Annotated in this window: 15 protein-coding genes and 1 pseudogene; 10 read left to right on the top strand and 6 right to left on the bottom strand. The window is 48.3% G+C overall.

Features of this window, described 5'->3' with window-relative positions; all coding sequences use genetic code 11:
* Nucleotides 1–647: 647 nt before the first annotated feature.
* Nucleotides 648–4592, bottom strand: a complete 3945-nt coding sequence (locus AC58QD_RS30470) for a carbohydrate binding domain-containing protein (protein WP_497338813.1) — start codon at nt 4590–4592, stop codon at nt 648–650.
* Between the two features lie 420 nt (nt 4593–5012).
* On the opposite strand from AC58QD_RS30470, the gene AC58QD_RS30465 reads away from it, so the two are divergent.
* A complete protein-coding gene (locus tag AC58QD_RS30465; protein WP_497338811.1) occupies nt 5013–6623 on the top strand; it encodes an extracellular solute-binding protein in 1611 nt (536 codons plus the stop codon).
* A 225-nt stretch (nt 6624–6848) separates the two neighbouring features.
* Nucleotides 6849–9077, top strand: a complete 2229-nt coding sequence (locus tag AC58QD_RS30460; protein WP_497338810.1) for a helix-turn-helix domain-containing protein — start codon at nt 6849–6851, stop codon at nt 9075–9077.
* A gap of 1022 nt (nt 9078–10099) precedes the next feature.
* Here the strand turns inward: AC58QD_RS30460 and AC58QD_RS30455 are convergent.
* A pseudogene (locus tag AC58QD_RS30455) lies at nt 10100–10285 on the bottom strand (IS110 family transposase); the annotation flags it as partial.
* A gap of 285 nt (nt 10286–10570) precedes the next feature.
* Here AC58QD_RS30455 and AC58QD_RS30450 point away from each other — a divergent pair.
* From AC58QD_RS30450 to AC58QD_RS30440, 3 genes are all read left to right on the top strand, one after another.
* A complete protein-coding gene (locus tag AC58QD_RS30450; protein WP_497338809.1) occupies nt 10571–11068 on the top strand; it encodes a hypothetical protein in 498 nt (165 codons plus the stop codon).
* A gap of 156 nt (nt 11069–11224) precedes the next feature.
* Nucleotides 11225–11557: a hypothetical protein gene (locus tag AC58QD_RS30445; RefSeq protein ID WP_497338808.1), complete on the top strand. Its 333-nt coding sequence runs from the start codon at nt 11225–11227 to the stop codon at nt 11555–11557.
* 753 nt (nt 11558–12310) lie between these two features.
* Nucleotides 12311–13309: a ribose-phosphate diphosphokinase gene (locus tag AC58QD_RS30440; RefSeq protein WP_497338807.1), complete on the top strand. Its 999-nt coding sequence runs from the start codon at nt 12311–12313 to the stop codon at nt 13307–13309.
* 87 nt (nt 13310–13396) lie between these two features.
* Here AC58QD_RS30440 and AC58QD_RS30435 read toward each other — a convergent pair whose 3' ends face one another.
* Both AC58QD_RS30435 and AC58QD_RS30430 read right to left on the bottom strand, forming a co-directional pair.
* Nucleotides 13397–13858, bottom strand: coding sequence for a hypothetical protein (locus AC58QD_RS30435; protein ID WP_497338806.1), 462 nt, complete (start codon nt 13856–13858; stop codon nt 13397–13399).
* Nucleotides 13859–13953: 95 nt separating this feature from the next.
* Nucleotides 13954–14415 carry a DUF6973 domain-containing protein gene (locus AC58QD_RS30430; protein WP_497338816.1) on the bottom strand — a complete coding sequence of 154 codons (462 nt, stop codon included), beginning with the start codon at nt 14413–14415 and terminating at the stop codon, nt 13954–13956.
* 324 nt (nt 14416–14739) lie between these two features.
* Here AC58QD_RS30430 and AC58QD_RS30425 point away from each other — a divergent pair, with 324 nt between their 5' ends.
* Genes AC58QD_RS30425 through AC58QD_RS30415 form a run of 3 tightly spaced genes read left to right on the top strand, consistent with a single transcriptional unit; the run spans nt 14740 to nt 16076 of the window.
* Nucleotides 14740–15060, top strand: a complete 321-nt coding sequence (locus AC58QD_RS30425; RefSeq protein WP_497338805.1) for an AraC family transcriptional regulator — start codon at nt 14740–14742, stop codon at nt 15058–15060.
* Entirely contained in the window at nt 14984–15679 is a 696-nt protein-coding gene (locus tag AC58QD_RS30420) for an AraC family transcriptional regulator (RefSeq protein WP_497338815.1), read from the top strand. The genes AC58QD_RS30425 and AC58QD_RS30420 overlap by 77 nt, the downstream gene beginning before the upstream one ends.
* A 22-nt stretch (nt 15680–15701) precedes the next feature.
* Nucleotides 15702–16076 carry a VOC family protein gene (locus tag AC58QD_RS30415; RefSeq protein ID WP_497338804.1) on the top strand — a complete coding sequence of 125 codons (375 nt, stop codon included), beginning with the start codon at nt 15702–15704 and terminating at the stop codon, nt 16074–16076.
* A gap of 863 nt (nt 16077–16939) precedes the next feature.
* Here the strand turns inward: AC58QD_RS30415 and AC58QD_RS30410 are convergent.
* Together AC58QD_RS30410 and AC58QD_RS30405 are read right to left on the bottom strand one after the other, a co-directional pair.
* On the bottom strand, nt 16940–18370 hold the full coding sequence (locus AC58QD_RS30410) for an ABC transporter substrate-binding protein (RefSeq protein ID WP_497338803.1): 1431 nt from the start codon (nt 18368–18370) through the stop codon (nt 16940–16942).
* Nucleotides 18318–20249 carry an alpha/beta hydrolase gene (locus AC58QD_RS30405; protein WP_497338802.1) on the bottom strand — a complete coding sequence of 644 codons (1932 nt, stop codon included), beginning with the start codon at nt 20247–20249 and terminating at the stop codon, nt 18318–18320. Before AC58QD_RS30405 ends, AC58QD_RS30410 begins: the two co-directional genes overlap by 53 nt.
* Nucleotides 20250–20443: 194 nt before the next feature.
* On the opposite strand from AC58QD_RS30405, the gene AC58QD_RS30400 reads away from it, so the two are divergent.
* Both AC58QD_RS30400 and AC58QD_RS30395 read left to right on the top strand, forming a co-directional pair.
* Entirely contained in the window at nt 20444–23413 is a 2970-nt protein-coding gene (locus tag AC58QD_RS30400; protein ID WP_497338801.1) for a TIM-barrel domain-containing protein, read from the top strand.
* 354 nt (nt 23414–23767) lie between these two features.
* Entirely contained in the window at nt 23768–24496 is a 729-nt protein-coding gene (locus AC58QD_RS30395; RefSeq protein WP_497338800.1) for an ABC transporter substrate-binding protein, read from the top strand.
* Nucleotides 24497–24503: the final 7 nt, after the last annotated feature.

Here is a 24503-nt window from a genome sequence, read left to right as displayed (position 1 = left end):
GGGCTGTGTGCCCACGGGTACGATCGTTCTGCCCCGGCTACCAATAAATACACCACTTAAAATGAAAAGTGGTCAACCAGCAAAAACTGGTTGACCTCATAATACGACGGGCACGATACTTCAATTGCACCAGGCTGTCGGATCGGCAGCTTGTTCCAATGATGGGGGTGCCACGGCCACTATCGCGCTCGCTCGGCTGAGCAGTAGCAGCACCGATGGCCGTGGGTCGATCCGAGTGCCAGGTTTCCCGGCGAACCCGGCCGGGGAGGGCGTCGTGCGGATCCGTCGGCATCCTTCCGATCGGTATTGTTGAAAGTCTCAGTCGTAGGTATAATTTTTACAGAAAGTCTCAAATAAAATTGCACAAAGTCTCATTCGTAGCCATTAAATCGACCGATTTGAATCGATTTTAGTCTCAATTGTAACCATTACGCACACGTGCGTTGAAATCCGTTCGATCAAAATAAGCAGGCTGGCCACCTTTCCGGCAGCCTGATGGCGATGGGTTTAACACTGAGGATGTCTTGGTATAGTACATACCGCATTCTTGGGCTTAAATACTCTACCCCCCATAACGGGAAGCCTCTCTTTCGATAATCGTTAGAGAGGCTTTCACGTTCACTTGGTGCATTTCCGTCCGCTATAGATTAATTGGAGTAAACATTCAACTCGTCGACCCACAACGTTCCGGATAAGGATGGATTATTCGGTCGAATGACTACTTGCAGCGTCCGATTATAGGCGGAGGGAGCGGTAAAGGTCATGGTTGAAGTACTCCAACCGGAGGATGAGATGACGGCGCTGGCCAATTCCGTACTTGTAGAAGTATCGATAATCGACACCTTTCCGCCTGCAGATCCGCTGACCTTGCCTTGGAACGAAACGGTATACGAGCCGCTAGGGAGGTATCCTCTCCAATCGTACAACAGCTCCTGTACAGCGGGTCCGGCAGCGGATACGACCTTAAGCGCAGAGCCTCCAGCTGCCCGGTCGGTAGTGTCAAGCAAGACATTAGTCGAGCTAGTAGTATTCCCACGTTTCCAGTAACGTGGCAAAGTCGTATCCCAGCGGTCGGCAGTCTCGAATCCCGCGTTGGCCACCTCGGTTCCAATGAGGGAGGGATACGCGTGTACGTCGTCAAAACCAACCTTCTGCCCGGCTGTCGTGTAGTGAGTCGTATACAACCGTACCCTAATGTTGTCACCCGTGTTGGAAGGTGTTGTGAAAGTAAAGGATTTTCGTGTCCATGACGTATCAGAGAACGTGAGCTCGCCAAGTATGGCTGAAGTCGTGTAGTTATACACTTGGACACGTCCATTAATAGAACCATACTTCATCCCCATGAAAGAAACCGTGTAAACAGTGTTTGGCTCATAGTCTCCCAGTTGCTGCTCCAACGCCTGCCATGTTGATCCATTCGTCACTATTGCGACGGAGGCGTCGCCGATAGCGGAATCGGATTCTGTCCGATAAGCGTTAGAGCTATTGCTCTGCCAACGGATCCAATCTTGTGGCAAGCTACTATCCGCCGAATTCACGAGTTCGAAGTCGGCATTCACGGTTTTGTTTCGGCTCCAGGCGGCGGAAGCCGTTGCCATTACCGGAGTACAAGAGATCGTTTCGCAAACAGCGAGAGTGATGTCGCGGACAATAGGGTCGAACTCGGCAAAATATGCGAATTTACCAAGCTGGTTTGTTCGTATTTGATCGACTGTGTACATCGGACGCCTATCGTTGTTAGCGGCCAGAATCGGCTCAGACAGACTTTGGTTCCACATCACGTCCGTCAGTGTTCTTGTGAACTTATTCATATCCTCGACTGTAAACAGCTGTCCTCGCGAGAATGCGGCTCTCGGACCGACCATTGTGAGGGAGGCGTGCGACAAATCCTCACTCGTATAGACTACAAAGTGTCCATTATCCCAAGCTCCCATCGAATCCCAATAATGCCACAGGTACGCATCGGTACCGAGTGCAGAATTTTGCGGGTGCGGCTGTAAGGTGGACTGGAAGGCACGACCCATGTCGTTTGCTCGACTCCAGTAATACGGTCGATCAGATGTATATGCGGAGGCTCCTTCTGTAGCATCATACAGCTCGTAGAGCATCTCGGCAAACGCCAAGTACTGATTGTGGGGAAGGCTGCGTGCCGGGAACCATTCCGTGCTGAAGCCGGAGGGAAAGATGTAGACCCCAGCGCCGTTGTTGCTGCCGTCAGAACCGCCTATTTGCCGCCACCAGAGGTCCCACTTATGAACGAGATTGTCAGCTACAAAATTACGGTAAGTGTCGGCCTTAGCCAAATAGTCAGTATGCAAGGAGCTGTCGGCGTACACAGCATTGGCGAAGCGCAACATATTGCTTCCGATAAGTCCCTCATGAACCATATGCTCAAGCAACTGACCTACAACGATAGCGTCAACCCATGCAGTCTGACCTTCCGATCCTGATACGATTGTTACCTCCAGTACGACGTCGTGCCCTGCTGCGGGCAGACTGAATCGGTCATACACTGGCGCCATCCGATCGGTGGCGGTAATATTCCAACTGGCGAGCGTCGCGCTGGTGGTTCGGTCCACAATGCGAATTTGCCCAGTTGTACCTGGAGTAACTTTGCCGCTGAACGAAATGCCGTACTCTGAGTCTGGGCTGTAGTTGTGAAGCGGAGATGAGATAACTGGAGCACTGACACCGTCATGAACGAGTCGAAGCCCCCAGTCATCCGCGAATAGAGTAGAGTCGTTAATCCGGTGTGCATTTGCCAGCGGTGTTGATTCCCGAGTCCATCCTGCTGCTTCGGTTTTTGTCAAAGCTTCCAAAGAGACCTCGTCAATGTAGCTAGTTGTCGATCCAGGAGAGGCTGGTCTGGAGAAACGAACCTTCAATGTTTTACCCGATACGGCCGGGGCGTCGAACATTAGCGATGTTTTCGCCCAAAGTGTACCCTCTAGATTTGCAGAAGCCAGAATCACGCTGTCTGTTTCATTGTAAATATCGATTGTCGCCGGGTAACGCGGGTCGGTCGTACGCGACCACAGGGTCATCACGTACGTTTCTCCAGGCACATATGGTTTCGTTTGCTCAATCGATTTTGAGGCGGAAGAAGAAGCTTGAAGAGCAAGTCCCTTTGTTCCTGAATAGTACTCGTTTATTTCCGTTGACACATACGCGTTAGTTGATGTTGTGCCTGCGACACGTGTCCAGTCTGCCGGCAAAGTAGCGTCGACTCCAGAGGCGGTCTCAAACGTGCCGTTCAGCATAAGCTCTCCAATCGGCGGGGCGACGAAGAGTTCTAGGTCGTCAAATAGGCTTGTAAACCCTACCAGCTGCCAGTTGGACTGCATGAGCCGAATTTTTATCGTTTTGCCCGGCACGGAAGGAGCAGTAAACGTGACGCTGTAGGAGTCCCATGATGTGCTAGAGAAAGTACTTGTGCCAAGATTGACTCCGTCCGTTTCGTTCAAGATCGAAACTCGACCGGAGGAAGCCGTGCTTAGAACTTTTCCTTTGTACGTCAGCTTATACTCATGACCTGGTAAATAGTTTATCGTTTGCTCGGCTACTTCCCAGGAGGAGTTGTCGGTCTTCACAGCTAACGAATAATTGCCACTGGAGGAGTCTGTGCTTATATAGATGTTCGCAGATGTTGACCCAGGCCAGCGGGTCCAGCCATCAGCGAGCGTTGGGTCGGACGAATTGAGTGTCTCCATGCCGGCGTTGACGAGCGGCACGCCAGTGAATGAAGGTGCATCTACCGGCTTGATCGAAATGGCGTCGAACCGCGCTTTGTAGCCGGAGGAGGAATAATCTTGAAGCCCTAGCCGCAGTTGCAGATTACCGCTTGCGGGCGATCGAAACGTGAACACATATCGCTCAAATCCGACATGATGGATACGGATTGATCCTAACACCTTGCTTGTCGATGTGTTGTAGACCTGGACAACTGCTTCAGTAAGCTCTGTCTCGACTCCAGCATAAGCCTCAACGAGATAAGTAGTATTTGGTGTGTAGGTGAACGTCTGCACGAGGCGATTGTTGTTGATAGCGTCGCTTTCAATGATGAGTCCGGCGCTACCGCCAAAAAAGTTGCCTGAGGCAGTTGAGCGGTACACCTTACCTGAAGCGCCTTGCACGGTCCAGTTGTCCGGGACATTATTAACATCAGCATCCGTCTCGAACGAGCCGTTCGTAACTCGTTCGATACCGGGAAGGGTCAGTGCGCCGGGGAGGAGGAACTGATTGTTTTTGATCTGGGCATGGACATAGCGGTGATCAGGCCAACCCATATAACCGTCGCCGTCAGAATCATCGGCATTGGCGATCATCCGATCGGTATGCTCGACGATTTTGTCCAGCCAGAATCGCTCTCCGGTTGACTTGTACATGTTCAGGTAGCTTTCTTCGTAGGGGCCCTCAGCCCAGCCGAGCGAACCGCTTAGATCTAATTCTGAAGCCGCGCGTCCAAAATTATAGTTTTGATCGTTGGAGAGGAACTGGTCAATAGTCGGGTCTTGGGCTGCAGCGATTTGAGGAAGCATCGAAACAACGAGCAGCAAGCTCAAACCAATTGATTGTAAGCGTTTCCATTTCATGGTAGATATCCCTCCGTTTTTTTGTGATTGGGCAATTTCTCAACAATAGTGACGATTCTAGTAAATAGAGATCAGAGCGTTGTCTGGGGAATCAACTCCTTCTTTATGAAATTTAGGATGCTAACCGTCATGCTGTCATCCTCTAACATGAGTGTAGCGACAACTTGGCTTCTAGTAAACGGATGGATTATGTACGAGTGTTGATTTTTGATTACGGTCTGTTCAGAAAAATAAAAGCTCAATTTGAATCATGTATTTGTGCATCTAGATCAGGTCCATGAAATCCAGCAGGAAGGGGAGATCACGACCGTCAAATTTGAACCATTCTGCAAAAAGTAGTCTCTTTTCATCTAGAAGCGTCCTCGTTTATGATAGCCATGCAAGTGTATGGCAATCAAACGAAAAAGGGGAACCCATGAAATGTTCAAAACCTACCGATTCAAGAAATTGAAAGTGCTTTCTTCTGTAACGCTTTCTTTAGTCGTATTAAGTGCTTGCGGCACTAATGACAACTCAGGTACGACTGACCCCACTCCGACAGGGAGTACTAGCACAACAGCAACTGCCCAACCAGCAAAGGAACGATTAAATCTTAGTTTCATGATTGATGGTAATCCGAACGCCCAACTTCCTCCCGAAGCCGATGATTTCGTCAAGAAAGCCATTGAAGAGAAATTCAATGTTAAACTGACCGTGGATTATTTGCCGACGGGTCAGGACTACATCAATAAGCTCAATGCGCAGTTGATTGCAAATGCCCCGCCTGATATGTGGCGCGATTCAACACCCGATGGCGGACAGAAATACGCCTTGGATGGTATTCTTGGAGAAATCGGTTCATTCGTCAATCCCCAAACAATGCCTAACTACTTCAAATATTGGGTAGATGAGACAACTTTCAGCCGTTATCAGTTCCAGGGGAAAGTATTGCGCGCTCCGATCCCTTACAGCAAAGAGTTGTATCGCGCATGGTATATTCGCAAAGACTGGCTCGATAAATTAAAACTGCAGATTCCCAAAACATACGAGGAATACTTCAATGTGCTGAAAGCGTTCACGAACAATGATCCGGACGGAAACGGCAAACGGGACACATATGGTTTTACGACGGCTGCAGGAGGCGACGGAATGGGGCTCGATTGGCCCGAGTATTGGAAAGCGGGGTTGATCTTCGCAACATTCCTGGAAAACGGAAAATTTATAGACATGCAAACAGATCCACGCATTGAGCAAGTATTGAACGATATCTACAAGGTTATTGCTGAAGGGGTAGTAGACCCCGATTGGTTCTTAAATAAGTCTCCTCAACATATCGACAGAGCCGCTCAAGGTAAAGTAGGCGTTATTGCAGGGACAACCAAAGATTTTGCTTTCGATTCAAACCCCATGAGCTTGCAGGCCAAAACAAAAGCCCTGTTCCCGAATGCAAATTGGGTGCCATTCACTCCTTTCGGCAAGCATCCACTTCAATCGGGAATCGCTCCATCAAGTCCATTTCTGTTTCATAAGAGCATAGTTGAAAAATCTCCTGAGAAAGTAAAGCGGTCTGTTGAGATCCTGGACTGGTTGGCTAGCGAAGAAGGCTTCCTGCTTACTCACTATGGGGTGGAGAACAAGCACTACACGAGGAACGGCAAAACTATTACCCTCAAACCGGATGCTATAAAGGCTGACATCTCGAGCAAAGGCGACTTTTTGTCGATCTGGGATTTCTTTACCCCCGGGACACCTGCTGTTTTTGGCTTGACGATTATTGATCCGAATCAAACCGATCGTGACCGTGAAATCATATCGACTCTCGCAGCCATTCCATCAGCACCATACTTGGGAACAAACCTGATTCCTCCGACTGGATTCGACTTGGCTACCTTCCGCAAGCGTCAACGGGAACTGCAGACGAAAGCGATATTCGATGATAAATCAGGCAAGAACTGGCCGACGTACCGCGAAGAATTGATGACCAAATACGACGGTAATAAGCTATTTGAAGCCTATGATGCACAAGTCAAAGCAGCCGGTTTAGCCAGGTAATTGCTTTTCGACGTTAGGGAACGAAGAAGGATGGCATATCTCGCACCTGCAGAGGTGTCGATGGCGGTGCCCTTTCTTTGTTTTTACCGAAAATACGGAACGAAGAAATCAAAAGTAGAAATAGCTTATCAGGAGGCTTACAATAAGAAGAAAGAAACATTTCTCCCCCTACAGCAATGACATCGGGGTCAAACGGCCGGTGTAAACCGAGAAGGAGATGAAGACATGAAACGGAACTGGTTCTACCGGATGTTGCTGTCTTATATGCCGGTCTTTCTGGCTGTTTGTCTAACACTACTGCTAATCCTGTTTCTTACCGTACGCCAGATGTCCGCGCGATCGTCTGTACTTTCGAATGAAACCGTTGCCAAAAATGCGGCGCAAACAATTGATCAGGCGTTACGCAGCATTGATGAAGCCATTCCCTCGATGCTTAGCAAAGAAACCATCGTTGGTTATTACAATGAGCCCGGTGATTATTTGCATTATTCCTTTTATGAAGCTGCGCGAACATTGACGGAGTTTCAAAACCGGGTTCCCATGATTGACTCCTTGTATCTCGTAAAACTGGAAGATGGCTCTGTTCTGGAGCCTACCTCCATTAGGAATTTAGAGAGTCACCCGGATAAAGCCTTTATCGAGCAAAAAAGACAATCAGATTCCAGGTACATCTGGGGAGATCTCAGGAGAGTGGGATCTCCTGCAAACGCAGGTAGCAACCGCGAGGTCATCTCCCTTGCTCGCATTTCTCATCTTCGCACCCAAGGGCTACTTGTAGTTCAAATCCATGTAAGAACATTGCAGAGGCTGCTCAGTCAATTTGTGGATACGACAACCGGCTATCTTAGCATAACAGCTGCCGATGGAAAGATCATTTCATCCACGTTTTCCGAAGAAGAGGATAGCAAGGAGCAAAGGAAGCTAGCTGCTGTACCCATGAACTATACAGGCTGGACTATGGAAAGTGGGATTTTTCAGCCTGGAATACTTAATTGGGCAGAACCCGCGCTGTATGTATCTATTTCGCTAGGGATCGTCTGTATCTTCTTCGGCCTGGTCTGGATTGTATTGGCTACGCGTAAACATTACCGTCCAGTGCAGTCATTAATAACTCGAATTGCGGCATTCTCCATACCAAAACCGATAGATCCATTGCATGATGGCAAGAAGGACGAATTCCACGCAATCGGGAGAGCACTGGATAAGCTATGGGATCATACGAACCAGTTGCAGCTTGAAAATGCCAAAAATGAGAAACTCAATCGAGCGCATCAATTCCGAAGTTTAGCTGAAGGCCGATTCGAAACGGCTTCGTTTTACGTGGCTAAGGAAAACGAGATGTTCGGTATACACCTGAATTATCACCCCTCCGCCATTCTATTTGAGATAGATCGATTTGAATCGCACTTGTTGGGTTCGTATTCGGAGCACGAGATTGGACAGATGAAAGATCGTATAGAAGCTGCACTGGACAAGCGTTTTGCGGAGGCCGGTATCTCTTCTACAACTGAATGGTTGGCAGAACATCAATTAGGGGCTATTGTCTTGCTGGAGGAAGGACAGGAGCAGCAAGATGAGCTCGAACAGCTCTTAGAGCAAAGCCGACTATGGATTGAGAAGGAATTTCCTTTTACAGTTACGGTCTCAGTGGGGGGGACTGTTGAACGCATGGAGGCTATCTCGGTTTCTTTCCAGACGGCGCGACTTGCTCTCTCCTATAAAGTGTCACTTGGCATGAATCGTATCCTTACTCCGCGTATATTGCCTGACAGTGAGCAGCATCGTATGGCCAAGGTATTGCAAAAAATTGAGGACATCAGTCGATCCTTCCGTGTAGGTGAGCCAGCTTGGGTATCGGAGCTTGATAGTTTCATCCAAGTGTTACAAACAGGCTCCTATAATGGAGAACAAGTGAGAAATTTACTATTCGTCCTGTTATTCCACATTCAGCAGAAGATGGGCAACTTGCCAACTGAGCTTGAGCCTGTTTGGCTACAGGCGAATACGCTACTGGAAAGGACAATGAACAAGGGAGAGACGTTGTCTGATATTAGTGTAGTCCTGAAGGAAACGCTAGGCTCCGTATCTGTCCGCATTCAGGCATGGAGAGACTCTACTAACAATAGAGTAATTATGCAGGATGTGAAGCGCTATATTGACGAGCATTACCACAATCCGAATTTATCCCAATCGATGTTGGCGAAAGCGTTCCAGCGTCATCCTAGCTCGATTAGCCGACTTTTCAAGGAGGAGTTCGGTGTCAAATTTGTAGATTATGTCAACGCTGTTCGAGTTGAGCAAGCAGCTCGTCTTATCTCCCAAGGTCATACTACAATTAAAGATATTGCGATGCAGGTCGGTTTTGTTCATACCAGAACGTTTATCAACGTCTTTAAGAAAATTACAGGGTATACCCCAGGCAGATACCAAAAAGGTCGTACTGGAACCGATTAGCAGTGATTTCAGGGGTGAAGTAATGACTTACTTATGTAAAATGTGACTAGCTTGATCTCATTCTTATATAAAGAACTACCTGTGGGCAGCTCTTATTTTCGGAGAATGGTGGTTAGTTTTCGTCCGACATAGCTTGTCTTTGGATGTATTGAGCGAATCTTTCGCTTGTCCCACGATTATGTCGACCATCGTAAGTAGAACTGTCCTTATTGTAAAAGGAGTATTTACCGAAAATTACAAATGATCCATTAAATTCTCGAATAATAGAGCGTGCTTCCTCAGGTAAACTCAAATCATTTCCTTTATCGTCTTGTCCGTAATATCCTTGATCCCACACGTATCGTTCCACATATTCTCCAGGATATAGTTCACATAATTCCTCATAATTTTCAACAGGAAGATCATATACGCCTGATGGTTGTAATTCACTTGTTTCTAAGTGGAAATAGTTTCGAAGCGCCGCAGAACACGTGGCTGATCATCATCAACCGACACCTGCTGTCGGGTGACAAGAACATTATCTCATTATTTGCCGCATAAATTGCGGCTTTTTTCATTTATGGAATAAAGTTCTTGTCAAATTTCAATGACAAGAACTTTATCTCATTCCCGAAATTGACAAGAACCTTATCCCATTCCCGACGATGGTTACATAACATCATAATGACGAAGATTTGTACCGAAAGCTTATTCCGACCAACTACCTTTAATCAATCATTTGGAACGGAGTTAAATGAAAGATATATTCAACAAACCAAACTTATTCCATGTTAAAATTAGGTAATCCGAATTAGGGGGAATATTGAGAAATAAGAAACATCAAACTTGCTAATAGGACGACGTGGAAGCTGAATGCTTAAGTTGCCAATAACTGTTGGTTTAATCGAGCTGCCGCAGGATCGGTTTGGCAGCTTTTCCACGCTAACGGGCAGCATTCCTATTCCGAAGAAATACAAGGTTTGAGAAATAAAAAGACTCCTTGGTATGATGTTAATGGGTCCACCAGCTGGCCAGCGAAAACGTAGTGAAACACGAGAATACATAGCCCCAAAGACGCCTTTATATGCAGGGAAAACTTGATCCAAGACAGCTTGGAATTGCAGCTTTGTTTGCACACACATCTTTGAAAAGGCCTCATATTGCCGCGTCAGATAGCGCAGATTAAGCAGCTGAACGCCTCTTTTTTTTGAAGGTTCAAACTCTTCTCTAATTGTATGAAAGTGTATTTCCAACATCCAGATACAATATTCCATGTGTAGGCGAGTGGGACGAAGAGGGTGAAACATTGATGTTCGATCTTAAGGATTATGATGAAGCAGAAAAAACTAATAGCGCTGAAGAGATTGAAATCACTAGAAAGTGGTGCATGAGAAATCCCATAAATTGCTATAGTGAGAATCAAGCGAATAATCACTTGCTATATTTAGGGATCATAGAAAGATTGGAGAGCTAAATTACATTAAAAGGGTTATTTTATGAGGAGGTAATTCAAAATGGATTTAATAAGTGAAGTTCGTAAGTTACTTCCTGATAGCCACCAGAAATTAATGTGTTTTATTTTTAATGAGCAAATCGATCATGAGTCAAGAAAGAGACAAGTATTAAACTATCTATCTAATAACTTTGACGAAAAAAATTGGATTAAAAACATCCATCATCATAGTGCGCAAAGTTTAATCATTCATTTTATAAATATAGATACTAGACAAATCGCCAATAAGTATCAGGCAACAGAAGAACAATATTTGCATTGGGTTGAAGTGTTCTTTCATGAACATCACCATGCGTATCAAGTTACTTATGAAGGGGCTATTGATACTGAAGTTGCTACACTCTATGACCCGTTGGAAATTGCTGCTGATTCGTTTGCAAAAGATCAAATGATTTTGAATAAATCATCATTATCCGCATTACTTGGGGTCAATGAAGAAAAAATTGTTAACTTTGCGAATCAAATTCGCGCGAATAAAGGGGCAGTCGATACTCTGTAAATAAATTGACTGTTTGATGTTAATTTTGCTTCAGGAACGGTATTTTAACTCTGGGGCAACAACAAATTGCCCAAAGAGGCAATTTCATCTCTTCCAGATCACAAAACAAACGAATTAAGAGTGGTAGAAAAATGGCTATTTTATGGAGGTATGTTCATGTATTCTATTCGAAAAGACTATCCAGAGGTCTCATCAATTAAGTCTAAGTTTAACTTTTATGATTCAGAAACAGGAAAATTAGCCCATTCGGTTGAGGAGCATGAAATGAATTTAGATGGTATTTCACATTTCAATGTGAATTGTATTTGTTGGGAATGTGTTAACGGAGGCTTTGAATTAAATCCTATTGTACATACATCCATTAAAGATAGGCTCAGCGAAGTTAGCGGTACTTTAATATGTAGAGGATGGCAAGATAGACAAAGAGTAAACAAACACAGATGCAATACTAAGCTAGAATATAGATATTCAATTACATATCAAAACTGAAGAAATTAAAATAAAATGTAGTGTAAAGGGAGGGAGAGATATTGTGACAAAAACTGTACTACTGTCGTGTCGGCGGTTGACAAGAACTTGATGTCATAAATGACAAGAACTTTATCCCATTCCCGACAAAAAACCATCGCCATTATTTTGACGATGGTTTTTGTAGTGTTCCTTAAATGCGGTTATTCTGTCGTTAATTTGCTGGTCTGATGTCGGACGACACAAACATTGTCCCTTTAAACACAGATACCATGCGGCTTTTTGTGATTATGGGATAAGGTTCGTGTCGCAGGCAGGCGACAAGAACATTGTCCGATTACCGATGTACGACAAGAACATTGTCTCATTTTCAACGAAGTATATATAGCTTTTGAAATACCTAGTATCCTACAAAAATTTGGTTCACTCCATCCCTAGGGGTATGGATGGCAAGCTCCTCTTTGGTTTATTAAAGTAATCCAGCTAATAACTTGTGCCTTTGTTCACCTAACGGAGAACGATAGTTCAACAACGAAACGAAGGCGGCTGGTCACTTATTGAATCAGCTGCCTTTCTTACGGGCAGTTTAGTGGAACAACGAATCATATACTTTTTCACTAAATCGCCATTATATTAGATGGGGATTTGTGTCAAAATATAGTTGAATAGATTGATATTTTTTGAGCGATTAAATGGCCGGCCTTTGCCGAGTGATGGTTATCATATCTAATAAAATATGTTGGAGATTTCATCAAAAAGGGACGGTGTAAAAAATTGAAAAATGCTGAGATAAAAATATTTGCGGGGAGCTCCGGGAAAACCTTTGCAGACAATATGTGCAAATATATGGATGTTGAATTAGGTCAGTCTGAATCGATAACCTTCTCTGAAGGGAATACCTTTGTTAGAATTGGTGAGACCGTTCGTGATAAGGATGTCTATCTTGTTCAATCCATTGGTTTGAATCCCAACAATGAATTTGTTGAGATTCTTTTTTGGGTTGATGCCTTTAAAAGGGCAAGTGCCCACTCTGTGACTGTGATCATGCCCTATTTTAGCTATGCCAAAGGTGACAAAAAAGATGAGCCACGGGTGTCCATCCGAGCACGAGTGTGTGCAGAATCCATTGAGCTTGCCGGAGCAGATCGCGTCGTGGCCATGGATTTACATAGCCATCAAATCCAAGGCTTTTTTAAAAAACCCGTGGATCATCTCTTTGCCTTACCTGTATTGTCTGAAGCAATCATGCAGATGAAGCTATCTAATCTTGTGGTTGTTTCGCCAGATGCCGGATTCGCTAAACAAGCAAGGAAATACGCGGACTACCTTGGCACATCAATAGCTATTGGAGATAAGACCAGGAAATCCCACAATGAACGAGCTGAAATAATGGAGATTATTGGGGATGTAAAGGGGAAAACGGCGGTAATAATTGACGATTTCTCTATAACAGGTGGTTCCATTATAGAACTATCAAAATGCTTAAAAGAGAGAGGGGCAAAACGAATAATAGCCTGTTTATCCCATTTGTTATTAAACGAAGTCGCTGTAAAAAAAATAGAGGCAAGCGAAATTGAACTTCTTATTGGAACTGATTCTGTGGAGAATCCCTATATTGTTCATTCCAATAAAATCAAACTTGTATCCGTGGCACCATTATTTGGAGAGGCCATTAGTCGAATTCATAAGAAAGAATCGGTAAGTCCTTTGTTTGAGAGAGTGCCGAACAAAGTTATCACAAGCTCTATAGGCTCATTATTTTCGGGGATCTAGCTTATTGGTGATGCCATTACGCTAACGGAGACGTTGGATGTTTATATAGTAACAATGTTTCTTAATGTTGAGATGTTGCTCTCGTAATTATTCTACTTTTATTTTGAATACGTAGAGTGCATTTCCTTCATCCCACGCAGCATAATAGGAGTACGTATAAACTCCAGGTTTACTAGGAACCTTGATACCATTTGTGTAGTTATCTATTCTTTTAGCATTTGAGATATCATCACCATAAATTTCATCTAACATGCCATAACTTTCTGGTTGGCGATCAAAAGATATTTTAAGTACTGAATTGGCTGGTACAACTTGTGGCTCGTATTCAATGCCTAATGCTGAGGTTTTACTGTACTCACTTTCTGAATTCCAAAGATAGGTCAATATTTTTGCAGGTGGTAGTTTTATACTGCTACTTGTGTTCTCAACTTCAATAGTAGATGTTGGTAAGGGTTTTAGTGTAGAAGATGTGCATGCAGAGAGTAAAAATACCAGAAATGCTAGGATGATAGGTATCTTGAAATATGCTAGAGTTCCTGCTCTATTCATAAATATTACCTCCAATACTTTAATAATTTAAAAAGAGATAGTACACAGAAACTTCAGTCTGAGTAATATCCCCTTTTATTTATTATACTCTATTCCTATGGTTGATACGCATCAGGTAAGAGAATCATCATTTCCCCATTATCTATCTTAGCAGTCACTCTATTGAATAATGTATTATCAGAAGTAACAGAAATTAAATCACTAAAGGAGAGCCAGCAATCGCGTCCTTTTGCATTATTATGATAATCCATACTACTGTGATCTCTATTGGAGATTCCATCAGTGTATCGATTGAAATACTCTTCAGTTTGCGCCTCGTGAGCATTAGCCCATGATTCAGCATTACCTTTACCAATGTATTTGGACATTAACACGTTCCACATTGCGTGACGGAAAGCGTCATTTCTTGTACCATTTCCGTATAAATTACCCCACTTACTTTGCGAAGTGTAACTAAGTGCCCACGCTCTGCATTTATCAACGAGTAGAGCTTGTCCAGGATTAGTAACAGCTAATGCTTTTTCTGAAAATGTTAGTGCGTTCCATTGGGCTACAATTTGATGTCGGGTGACAAGAACATTATCTCATTAAAGGTCGTGTAAATCGCGGCTTTTTCATTTTATGAGATAAGGTTCTTGTCAAAACCAAATGACAAGAACATTATCTCATTCCCGATTTTGACAAGAACATTATCTCATTCCCGACGACTTACTAGAAAGTGCGGCCTTACTCATTAAGCTAACGGGCAGCATAGTTAAATAAGTTCCTATTAATCGCACTATGTCTAATGGAAGATTTTCCTCTTTTGGAGGAATCTATAGACTATATGAAGAATGACTAGCGATAGTTTTCTATTTCATTATGGATTGAGTGGTAAGCCTGTGAGAAGAAAAAATCCGGATTTATGGAAAGAGCACACATCGATTGTGAACCGGGTTATCGATCTGATAGATGAACGTTTGGAAACCGATCTGACACTTGAATCAATCGCGTCTGAAGTGGCAGTATCCCCCTATCATTTGCATCGGTTGTTCACCAAGGTAACCGGAGAAAGTCTTCAACAGCATATCATCAGAAACCGTACAAAGGGCGGCCCATCATCTTCTCTATGCACGTCCTCTCACGATTTCGGAGATTGCCTATCGATGCGGCTTTTCCTCCCTTTCCATATTTTCGAGGGCCTTCAAGCATTCGATGGGTGATGGGCCGGAACGATTCCGGGAGCAGCACGCACTGATAAAAAGCAAGATATGCAAAATAGAAAACAAGCATTGGGAACGATATTTTATAAAATATCCGTATAATAGGAGTCAGGGTGACGGAATCGAGGGAACCTACCATCTTCGGGTATCAGTTCGGGAATTTCCGAGAAAGGAAATTTGCTACATTCGCCATTTTGGTAATCGACATTACGCTAAACTAGATTTCGATATTGATCGGAGTCTTACTTCCCTAAGTTTGATGGCGACGAGAATGGAGCTGTGGACAAGCGGTACTTACCTGTTGGGAATTCCCCGATATTCATTAATGAACGTACCATCTTTACAGATCGGATATGATGCTTGTTTAACTTCCCCGAGGAAAATCCAGGCCTCCGGAGAAATTGGCTCACGAACGCTTCAAGGCGGCAAATATGCCGTACTGCATCTCGAAGAACCTAACGAGGCCGTTGAACCATTTGTACAGATGTTATTGAATAGCTGGTTGCCAGAAAGCGGCTATTCATATGCATTGCGACCGACAATGTTCATTTGTTACAATAGCCCTTCCTTACACCCTGATCGCAAATGGATCGTGGACGTTTGTTTGCCCATCGAATGAAGAGTAAAGAGGAGGAATACCGTTGATCAAAGCCAAAATGAAAGAGTATCGTCCCATATTCATTTCGAAAGACCGGGAAAAGGCCTTTGAGTATTACAAGAATCTGGGTTTTGAATGCAACCATTATACGGGTTTTATGGATCGGGACGATCTTAAGCTGACTCTTCACCAATTAGAAGATGTTGCGGCATCCATTGCACCAAATCATAAGGTAGACGGTTGGTCGTGGGACTTATACGTATGGGTAGACGATGCCGATGCCCTGTATCAAGAATTTTCTGAAAACGGAGCCATCATCCACTACCCGCCGAAGGACCCTATAGAATATCGGATGAGGGAATTTGCCATTCGGGATCTCGATGGGTACGTGATTGCATTTGCGTCATGTCTGACCTAACGCTTATTTCATTTATTGGAGGATTTAACATGGGCGAAGTATTCCCCTCAATAAGGCATTGCTGAGGCTTTGGTAGTACCAGAACTAGCTAAACGAATATTGTCAGAACATTTTAAATCGAAAGATTCAAACTCAACGAAAAAGGAATACTCGCAAGGACATCCCCTAAAGCATCCAACAATCTTTGGCGTATTCTTTCATTTGCCAACTTGATTAGAGGGTCTTTTAGTAATTCATCGTTCTGATCTTTTACTTTCTTTTCAAGTGTAATCTTATTCCCTTCTTGATCATGTTCCCGTGACACTTTCGGTTCGAGCTTTGTTAAGAGACGAGAGAGGCGTGAACCACGGATCGCCTTTAACCTTTCTTCAGCATCTCTCAGCGGAGGCAAGTAGTTGCATTCGATCGTATTATAGGTATCCCACTCAAATATGCTTGCTCTCGAATCGCCCGCCCAAATGTCTCGCTTTAATCTTTTTCGAGCAGAGTTGCTATTGCTACTCCGTTATTTACTGCCTAGAATATATGTTCTTGTCCTCGGCTCACGACAAGAACATATATTCATATCCGCATTGGCTATAAACTCTGGCTCTAAGAAATACAACATAATTGAGGGGCAGCAAGCGGTCGCCGTCAACCTGCACATTTGCGGCTTTTTTGTCGTTGGCCTCTAAACTGCTATGGCTAAATTAGGTTTGAAGACATGCTTTAGTTCTATCCGAAAGTGTTTCGACCAGTAGATCTTATTGCGCTTATGATTATCGATATCTCATGTCACAAATCGTTCGCACCCGCGAATATCGATGTACGTAACGGCTGCCTGCTCCGCCGATTGGTCTCGGTCTTGCTCAGGTATCCTATCGTTATTTATTCTTGAACGCGGCGATCGCTTTGACCGCTTCTTCCTCGGCGGCACGCAACGCGCTGTTCAGATCGGTCTGTCCGAGGGAGGCCGCTAAGAAATGCTTCTGGTAAATCGCATTGAGCTGCGAGTAGTAAGCCGGTCTAAGGGCAAGCCGGGCAAACTTGTATTGGACGAGCGCACTCCAGTTGCGGTCCTTGTATACGGAATCTTTGCCCAGCTCCTTTTTGACCGCACCGGACGTGACGATCGGCGTGATGCCTTTGCGTGCCAACTCCTTCTGGTGTTCGTCGGACAGCAAATACTGGATGGCAATCATCGCTGCGTCCTTATCCTTGGCCATGGACGTAATCCCGAACAGCTTCGGCGTCGCCATACTGCCGACGCCCGGCTGTCCAGGCAATGGCGGAAGCGCGACTATATCCCAATTCAACGCTTTCAGCTGCTCCTCCCAAACGTTGATCAGCCCGGATTGGTAGGCGAACATCGCTACGGCCTGGTCTTTGACGAACATATCGAGTGTAGGGAAGCCTTTGATCGCCTGAATCGCATCCTGATAGCCCGGTATATTGTTCGGCTGCTCGTAGAAATAGTCATAGAACCGTTTCCACCGCTCATCCTTGTTGATCGTCGGCGTGTCCGTCTTCGGTTCGGCGAGTGGGATGGAGAGCGGGTTCATGCCCTGTATCGTGCTGGAGTTGGTACCGAAGCCGAAATATTGCACCCCGCCCTCCGTACGCGTCAGCCGCTTCGCCTTGTCCCACATCTGCTCCCACGTCATCCCGTCGGAAGGGTAGGGGACGCCGAATTTGTCAAACAATGACTTATTGTAATAAAGCACCATACCTTCCAACTGTATGGGCAAAAAATAAGCTTTGCCCTCCGAGCTTTGCTTGACGTACTCCACGGACGCTTGGTCCAGTCTGCTCAAATCGAGCTGATGCGTCTCGATCAGAGCCGACATATCGTACTGGATGCTGGCCGGATAAGCTTGCGATTCGAAGAAACCTGGACCTTGCATGAAGACGTCGAACCGGGTTTGGGTAGCGAGCAGCGCGTCCAATGACTGGCCCTTGGCGCCGCTCATAATGTATTTGATCGAGTATTTCGGAAACTTCTTGCGCAGCGCGTCGCCGTACAGGCGGTTGAAGTTTTCTTCGGAGTCACCGTTGGACGTGTAAAAGACGATCTCTGCGGGACCTTCTGCCGCTTTTTTTGCCGCTTCCCGCGCGGCGTAATCGGTTCCGGCGCTTGGTTGTGGGGCGATTTCACGGCCGCAGGCGGCCATTACCACGGCGAGCGCAAGGAATAAAGCAATTCCGTTCATTTTTTTGGCAAGCATCGTAATTCCCCCTTGATTGAATATGATCCTTATTCCGTCATCCGCGCAAATCAGGCAAATCGCAATGCTGCAGCATGCCGGGCAACACATATTCGCCGATGCCGGTGTTGTCGTAATACTCCGAGCGCACCCATGAGGCGATGGATTCCCATTCCTGCGCGATCTCCAGCGTGACGGAATCGCCCCCGAGCAGCGCATGGGCCCATTCCGCGTATACGCCGAAGCGCCCCTCGGCATACAGGCGGACTCTCGTAACGTCTACGCCTTGCAGACTGCGGGCAAACTCGACGGCACGCAGCACGTCGTAGGCGCGCAAGGCGGCCAGACTGTCGCCAAGCCACAGCAAATCCATGTTCAGCTTGTGCAAGGTGCCGAATACGCCGCGAAGCGGCTTGCCGTTGATTGCATTCGGCGCGAGCGCCCCGCTGCCGACGACGTCCAATACGAGGACGAACTCCCCGGCGGCGCAGCGGCCGCTAAGCCAATCTGCGTGCGCTTGCAGCTGTGCCGTGCCATCCTCCCATAGCGCGATCGTCAGCGGACGTTTCGACAGGCCCGGGTTCGCCTCGGCGAACAGGAAGCCATGGCCGAACAAGCTGGACTGCGACCACCAGATACTGCTCTGCACGGTCAGCCCCTGCCACGAGCCGATCCGCTGATGACGGGGGTTCAGGTCGCAGACGGGGCGCGGATCGCGTATACGACCGCCAAGCCAGGATATCGCCTTCGCCTGCCGCTCCGCTTCGGGCAATGCTTCGCGGGCCCGCTCCAGTTGGGTCAGCCGGCAGCCGTTCTCGTGGAATACTTTCCGCGCATCCGGATAATCGTCGACAATTTGCCCGCTCGCCGTGCACCATACGTCGCTTCCTTCCTCCGTGACGAGTCCGCCGGTATTCACCTCGATCGGTTTGCCGAGCAGATGGAGAGAGAAGAACGAGGCCGCCGCCCGGGCCAGCGGTAGCGTGTACATGTGCGGCGATTCGTCCTCCACGAGCCGGAGCCGGTCGCCGCAGCTGTACATGTCCCAGAACCGTCTGCTTCGCTCTACCGTCCTGCGAGTGCCTTCGATCGGGAAGATGTCTCCGGTGACGGCGAGCACCATGACCGGGCGCGGGGCCATGGCCAGCAAAATATCTTCATGGTCGAAGCCGCAGGCCGACATGTTTGGCCATATTTGCTCCGCGTCCTGCGCCTGGCCGGCGAATAAATACGATTCCCGATTCATGATGAACGTCCCGGGAGCCGCGGCGGCGATCCGCGGCTCGCAGATCATCGCGAGCGCCGTTTGAGTCCCTCCCCCAGAGCTGCCTGTCATGCCGATTTTGGCAGGATCGACCTCAGGACGGGAGCTCAAATAATCGACGGCCCGCACGATATCGTGGATAAAATAGCGCGCCAGACCGTCTCCGAGCGGCCAGCACTGCACGCCCGCATGCTCGTGCTCCGCTACCCGCCGGGCGAACGGCTTGTCGGATCCGTGATCGAGATAGCCGAGCCGCTCGCCCTGTCCCATCGGGTCGATAGCCAGCACGACAAGCCCGGCGCGCACGAGGCATTGGCAGACCCGCTGGTAGCTCGGATACAGCTTGCCTTCCGGACCGTGACCGGAAACGAACAGTACCGCTCCGCCTGGCGATACGCGGTCGTCCGGGATATACAGGTGCGCGGTCACATACATGCCGGGCATGGATTGAAAAATAACTTTCTCGATGCGATAGCCGTCTCGTTTCACAATTCCGGTCGTGACCGGGAGCAGCGGTGTGTCCCGGGGCGGAAGGCCGCCGATTCCGGCCAGAAGCATCTCTCGCATATGCAGGCGGCGGGCTTCCAACTGCTCCGTATTCGCCACCGCATCGCGAGCTTGATCGCCGACAGCAAATGCTTTCAAAGAGTGGCCGTACACGTAGTCCCTCAACTGATCTTTTACATCATGAATGCCGATTCGAAATTGCTCCCAGTCCTGCAGCATTGCGTTCGCTCCCTTTTGCTTCCTTCTTTCATGACACGCCATGGTAATCGATATCTTTCTTCCGTGGTAAGCCAAGTATAGAAGATGCGGTGATGTCTCGTATATGGTATTTCATAACGTGATGATGTGAATCGATAACTGATTTGGCAGCGCTTTTTCGTGTGATCTGATAACATTTTTGGGGCAGAAATGTTATGATGGAAGCAATGGAAAGGGCCAAGGGGGGCGTGGAGATGGATACAGTGACGGATACCCGGATTTCGTTGGGGAACGGGGGATGGATCGTGGCGGAGGCGATAGCTAACGCCACCTTCCGGATTCGGATGAATGAAACGGGGCATTTCCCGGAATCGCCTTTGATACGGTACCGGATTGTAAACGCTAACATCGAAGCGGCGGATGAAAGCCGCACTGTGGAGTACGGCGACGTCACGGTCGTCCGGGCCGGTAGCGCCACGCTGCGAATCGACGGGAATGATGGGCAGCTGCGTCTGTACGGTCCTGACGGAAAGGAGCGGCTGCACACCTGCTGTTCGCCCTGGTCCGACTCGGCGTCGGGTTTCGGTGCACGCTTCTCGCTGAATGCCGACGAATCCTTGTACGGGCTCGGCAATGTCGTTCCCGAACAGCTGGATCGACGCGGCCTGTGCGTATCGATGTGGGCAGAGCAGGACCTGTGGGCGAGCGCACCCATTCCTTTTCTAATGAGCTCCAGAGGATGGGCCGTCATGGTGAATACGACGTGGCGGCATACGTTCGACATCGGTGCAGCGACCGATGACATTCTGAGCATAGAAGGGCCGTCGGGCGAACTGGATCTGTTTCTTTTCGTCGGAACCGGATACGCCGAGCTGCTCGATGCGTATACGGACGTCTCGGGAAAGCCGAAGCTGCTGCCGATCTGGATGTATGGTCTGAATTTCTGCCCGCGGGTAAAGTCGAGCGCCAGGGATGTGCTCGACGACGCCATCAAATTTCGTCGGTCTGGTACGCCCTGCGACCTGATCGGACTGAGTGCGGATTGGATGGAGACGGTCAACGACTATTCAACCGCCAAGCGCTGGCATCCGGAACGGTTCCCGACTAGCACGAACGATCTTCTCCGTCAAGTCTCGTTTATCGGCATCCTGCAAAAGCAGGGCTTCAAGCTCAGCCTGACTCTGGGCTGCGATTACGATTTGACCCTGCTTGAGGAACGGTTGGCCGAGGGGAATGCAGACGGGGAGCGCAACGATTCGGAGGAGGTGTGGTATGATCATTTGCGCAAGTTTGTCGATGACGGCATCTCCGGCTTCGTGCTGAGCTTGAAGAACCCGATGTTTAGCCATCCCGTCAGGATATGGGGCAACGGCATGACGAGCGCGGAGCTTCACCATTTGTATCCGGTTCTGCTTGGCAAACAGATGCATGTCGGCTTCCGCCAGCAGACGAACACCCGACCGGTCATTCATATGGAGAAAGGCTATTTGGGCATGCAGCAGTTTGTGGCCAGTACGACGGGTACGTTTTATGACGCCAGGCATGCGATCGCGGCCGTATTGAATTACGGGCTATCCGGTCACGTCAACACGTCGACGAATATGCATCTGATTACCCGCGAAGGCATTCATGCCGATTTTTTGCTCGCATGGTCGCGGATCCACAGCCAAGATCATTTCCATCATCCGGATTTTCTGGAGCGGCCACTACAGGAGCTATTCCAGAGGTATGCCCGGCTGCGCTATCGCCTCCTTCCATACTTGTATGCCACTGCACATGTCGCCGCCCGAACCGGCATGCCTATTACACGTGCCATGCCTCTGCTGTACCCCGATGACCGGAATTGCCGGGAGTTGAGCAGGCAATACATGCTGGGGGATTTCCTGCTCGTTGCCGTGTATACCGATCAAGTATACTTGCCTGAAGGGAACTGGTTCGATTACTGGACAGGGGAGCGTTACAGCGGTTCGCAGTGGATCAGCTATACCGTTCCTACGGGGGCGGGCGGCCCTCTATTCGTGCGCTCCGGGGCGATCGTTCCGATGTGGCCGTCGTTAGAATATATCGGCCAATTGCGGATAGAGACGCTAACACTAGATATTTACCCCGGCTCTCTCAGCGAGTTTATGTTATATGAGGACGACGGAACCACCTTCGACTATTTGGACGGATGTTTCGCCCGAACGAAAATGTCGTGTAAAGCCAATCGTGAGATGACGACCGTGTACATTACGCGGCGCGAGGGGGATTATTCCAGCATGGTCCGCAACCGCAGCTACGAGCTGATCGTCCATACGGACGGCAAGCCTGCGGCTGTCCGGGTGGACGGTCAGCGTCGTGAGGATCGGACGAGGAGAATCAAGACGGATCCGTTCCGCAGCTGGCGATACGACCGAGTGGCGGGTACGGTGAGGCTGCATGTGGAAGAGGCCGGGCCGGGGGAGTCGGGTGTGTGCGTCGAAATCGTGCATCCGCCGAAGGGCATTACCACCGTCGTAAGCCGCTCAGGGACAGAGGTGGTCGACGGCGACGTCGGAGGAAGGGAAGACGGAACGGATGAAGCGTTAGTCTCCGCCTTGGATACGGGCGAAGTGCACAGGGCGGAGTCGGCCCTAGCGGCATGGTGGAAGGCGAAAATGAAGGTCGTATCGTCGGGCGCGGTCTGGCAGCTGCACGTCATGAATGCCTGCCACCTGATCGTACGGCATACAGAGCGGCGCGGATGGACCGTCGAGGACGTATTCGGCGGAGCGGCGGATACGACAACTATGCTATCGCAGCTCCAATCGTCCGAGCAAGGCTATGAACTGTTGCAGCGGCTCGTTGGACGGCTCGTTCGGCTCACCAAGGAGCGCCGCCCCGCGGCAAAGCATCCGGTTGTCCGCGAGCTGATCGCTATCGTCGAGAGCGAGCCTGACAAAGACTTGTCGTTGAATACGATGGCCGAGCGATTCGCCCTGCACCCGTTTCACTTGAGCCGCCTGTTCAAGAAAGAAACAGGAGCCGCCTATTCCGACTACGTCATGGCGATTCGGATGACGCAGGCCAAGAAGCTGCTGAGCGTCGGTCATAAAGTATACGAGACCGCTTCCCGCTGCGGCTTCAAGGATGCCGGAAATTTCTCCAAGGCATTCAGCAAATATTGGGGCGTCCCTCCGGTCGGTTTCAAAGCGAAGCGCGAGTAAGGGACGGCGACTGTTTTCGTGTCGGGAAGGGCGTCGCGCGCGATCACTCGACGTGGCGCTGCTGTGCGATACGCTGCAGGAACACAGCGCTTTTTTGGGCGAGTAAACGGCACATCACGATTGCCGTACACGGCACGGCCAGACATCGGAGAAAAAAACGGCCTCGTGAAGAACAGCCTTTGGAATAATTCCGAAGGCTCGTTTGCATGCTCGAAAGTTCGACCGGTCCTACAACAGTAAATACAACCGGAGGCACAAAAGGTTAACTTCCGCCTTGTTTGTCCATTGTGCGCTTTTGCACGGGAGGCTATTATTCGATTTGAAAGCGATCACAAGGGAAGAGGGGATTTACTCATGTTCAAAAAAACGACGAGAAGTTTGGTTGCGGTCACAATGTTATGTTTGTCTTTGGCTGCTTGCGGCGGCACTGCCGAGGAAGGGGCGTCACCCGCCCCGAATAACGAGGCGACGCCGCCCCCCAAGCAAGCGGAGCCGGTCAAGCTGGTCATGCTGCAGGACGGCGCAACGATTACGGACGACGAGTTCAAAAACTTGATCGCCGCGCCGATTCACACCAAATATCCGAACATTACAGTCGAGATGCGGAGAAACACGACGGGCGATAAAGGAGTCCAGGACTTGATCGCGGGGGGAGATTTTCCGGATTTCATTTTTACGACCTACCCGAGAATTACGCTTCACCGGGATTTGGGAACGTCCTACGATTTGACAGAGCTGGTCAAGACGCACAAAATGGATCTCGGCAAATTCGATCCGGCGGCGATGGAAACGTCGAGGGTGTATGGCGGCGGCAAAGACAAGCTGTACGCAATTCCGTTCTCGCTCAATTTCTTTGCTTTGTTCTACAACAAAGATTTGTTCGATACGTTCGGCGTCACTTACCCGACGGATGGGATGACCTGGGACGATGTGTACGAAATGGCCCGGAAATTTACGCGCGTGGTGGACGGCGTCCAGTACAGGGGCGTGGTTCTTCCGGGGCTGCTGGACCTGAGCACGCAGCTTACGCTTCCCTACGTGAGCCAGACGACCGGCAAAGCGAACGTGGAAACGGACGGCTAGAAAAGAC

Source organism: Paenibacillus sp. J2R1T-4 (genome assembly GCF_059692235.1).
The sequence above is the reverse complement of the archived record's forward strand: the minus strand, read 5'-3'. Positions and strand labels throughout refer to the sequence as shown.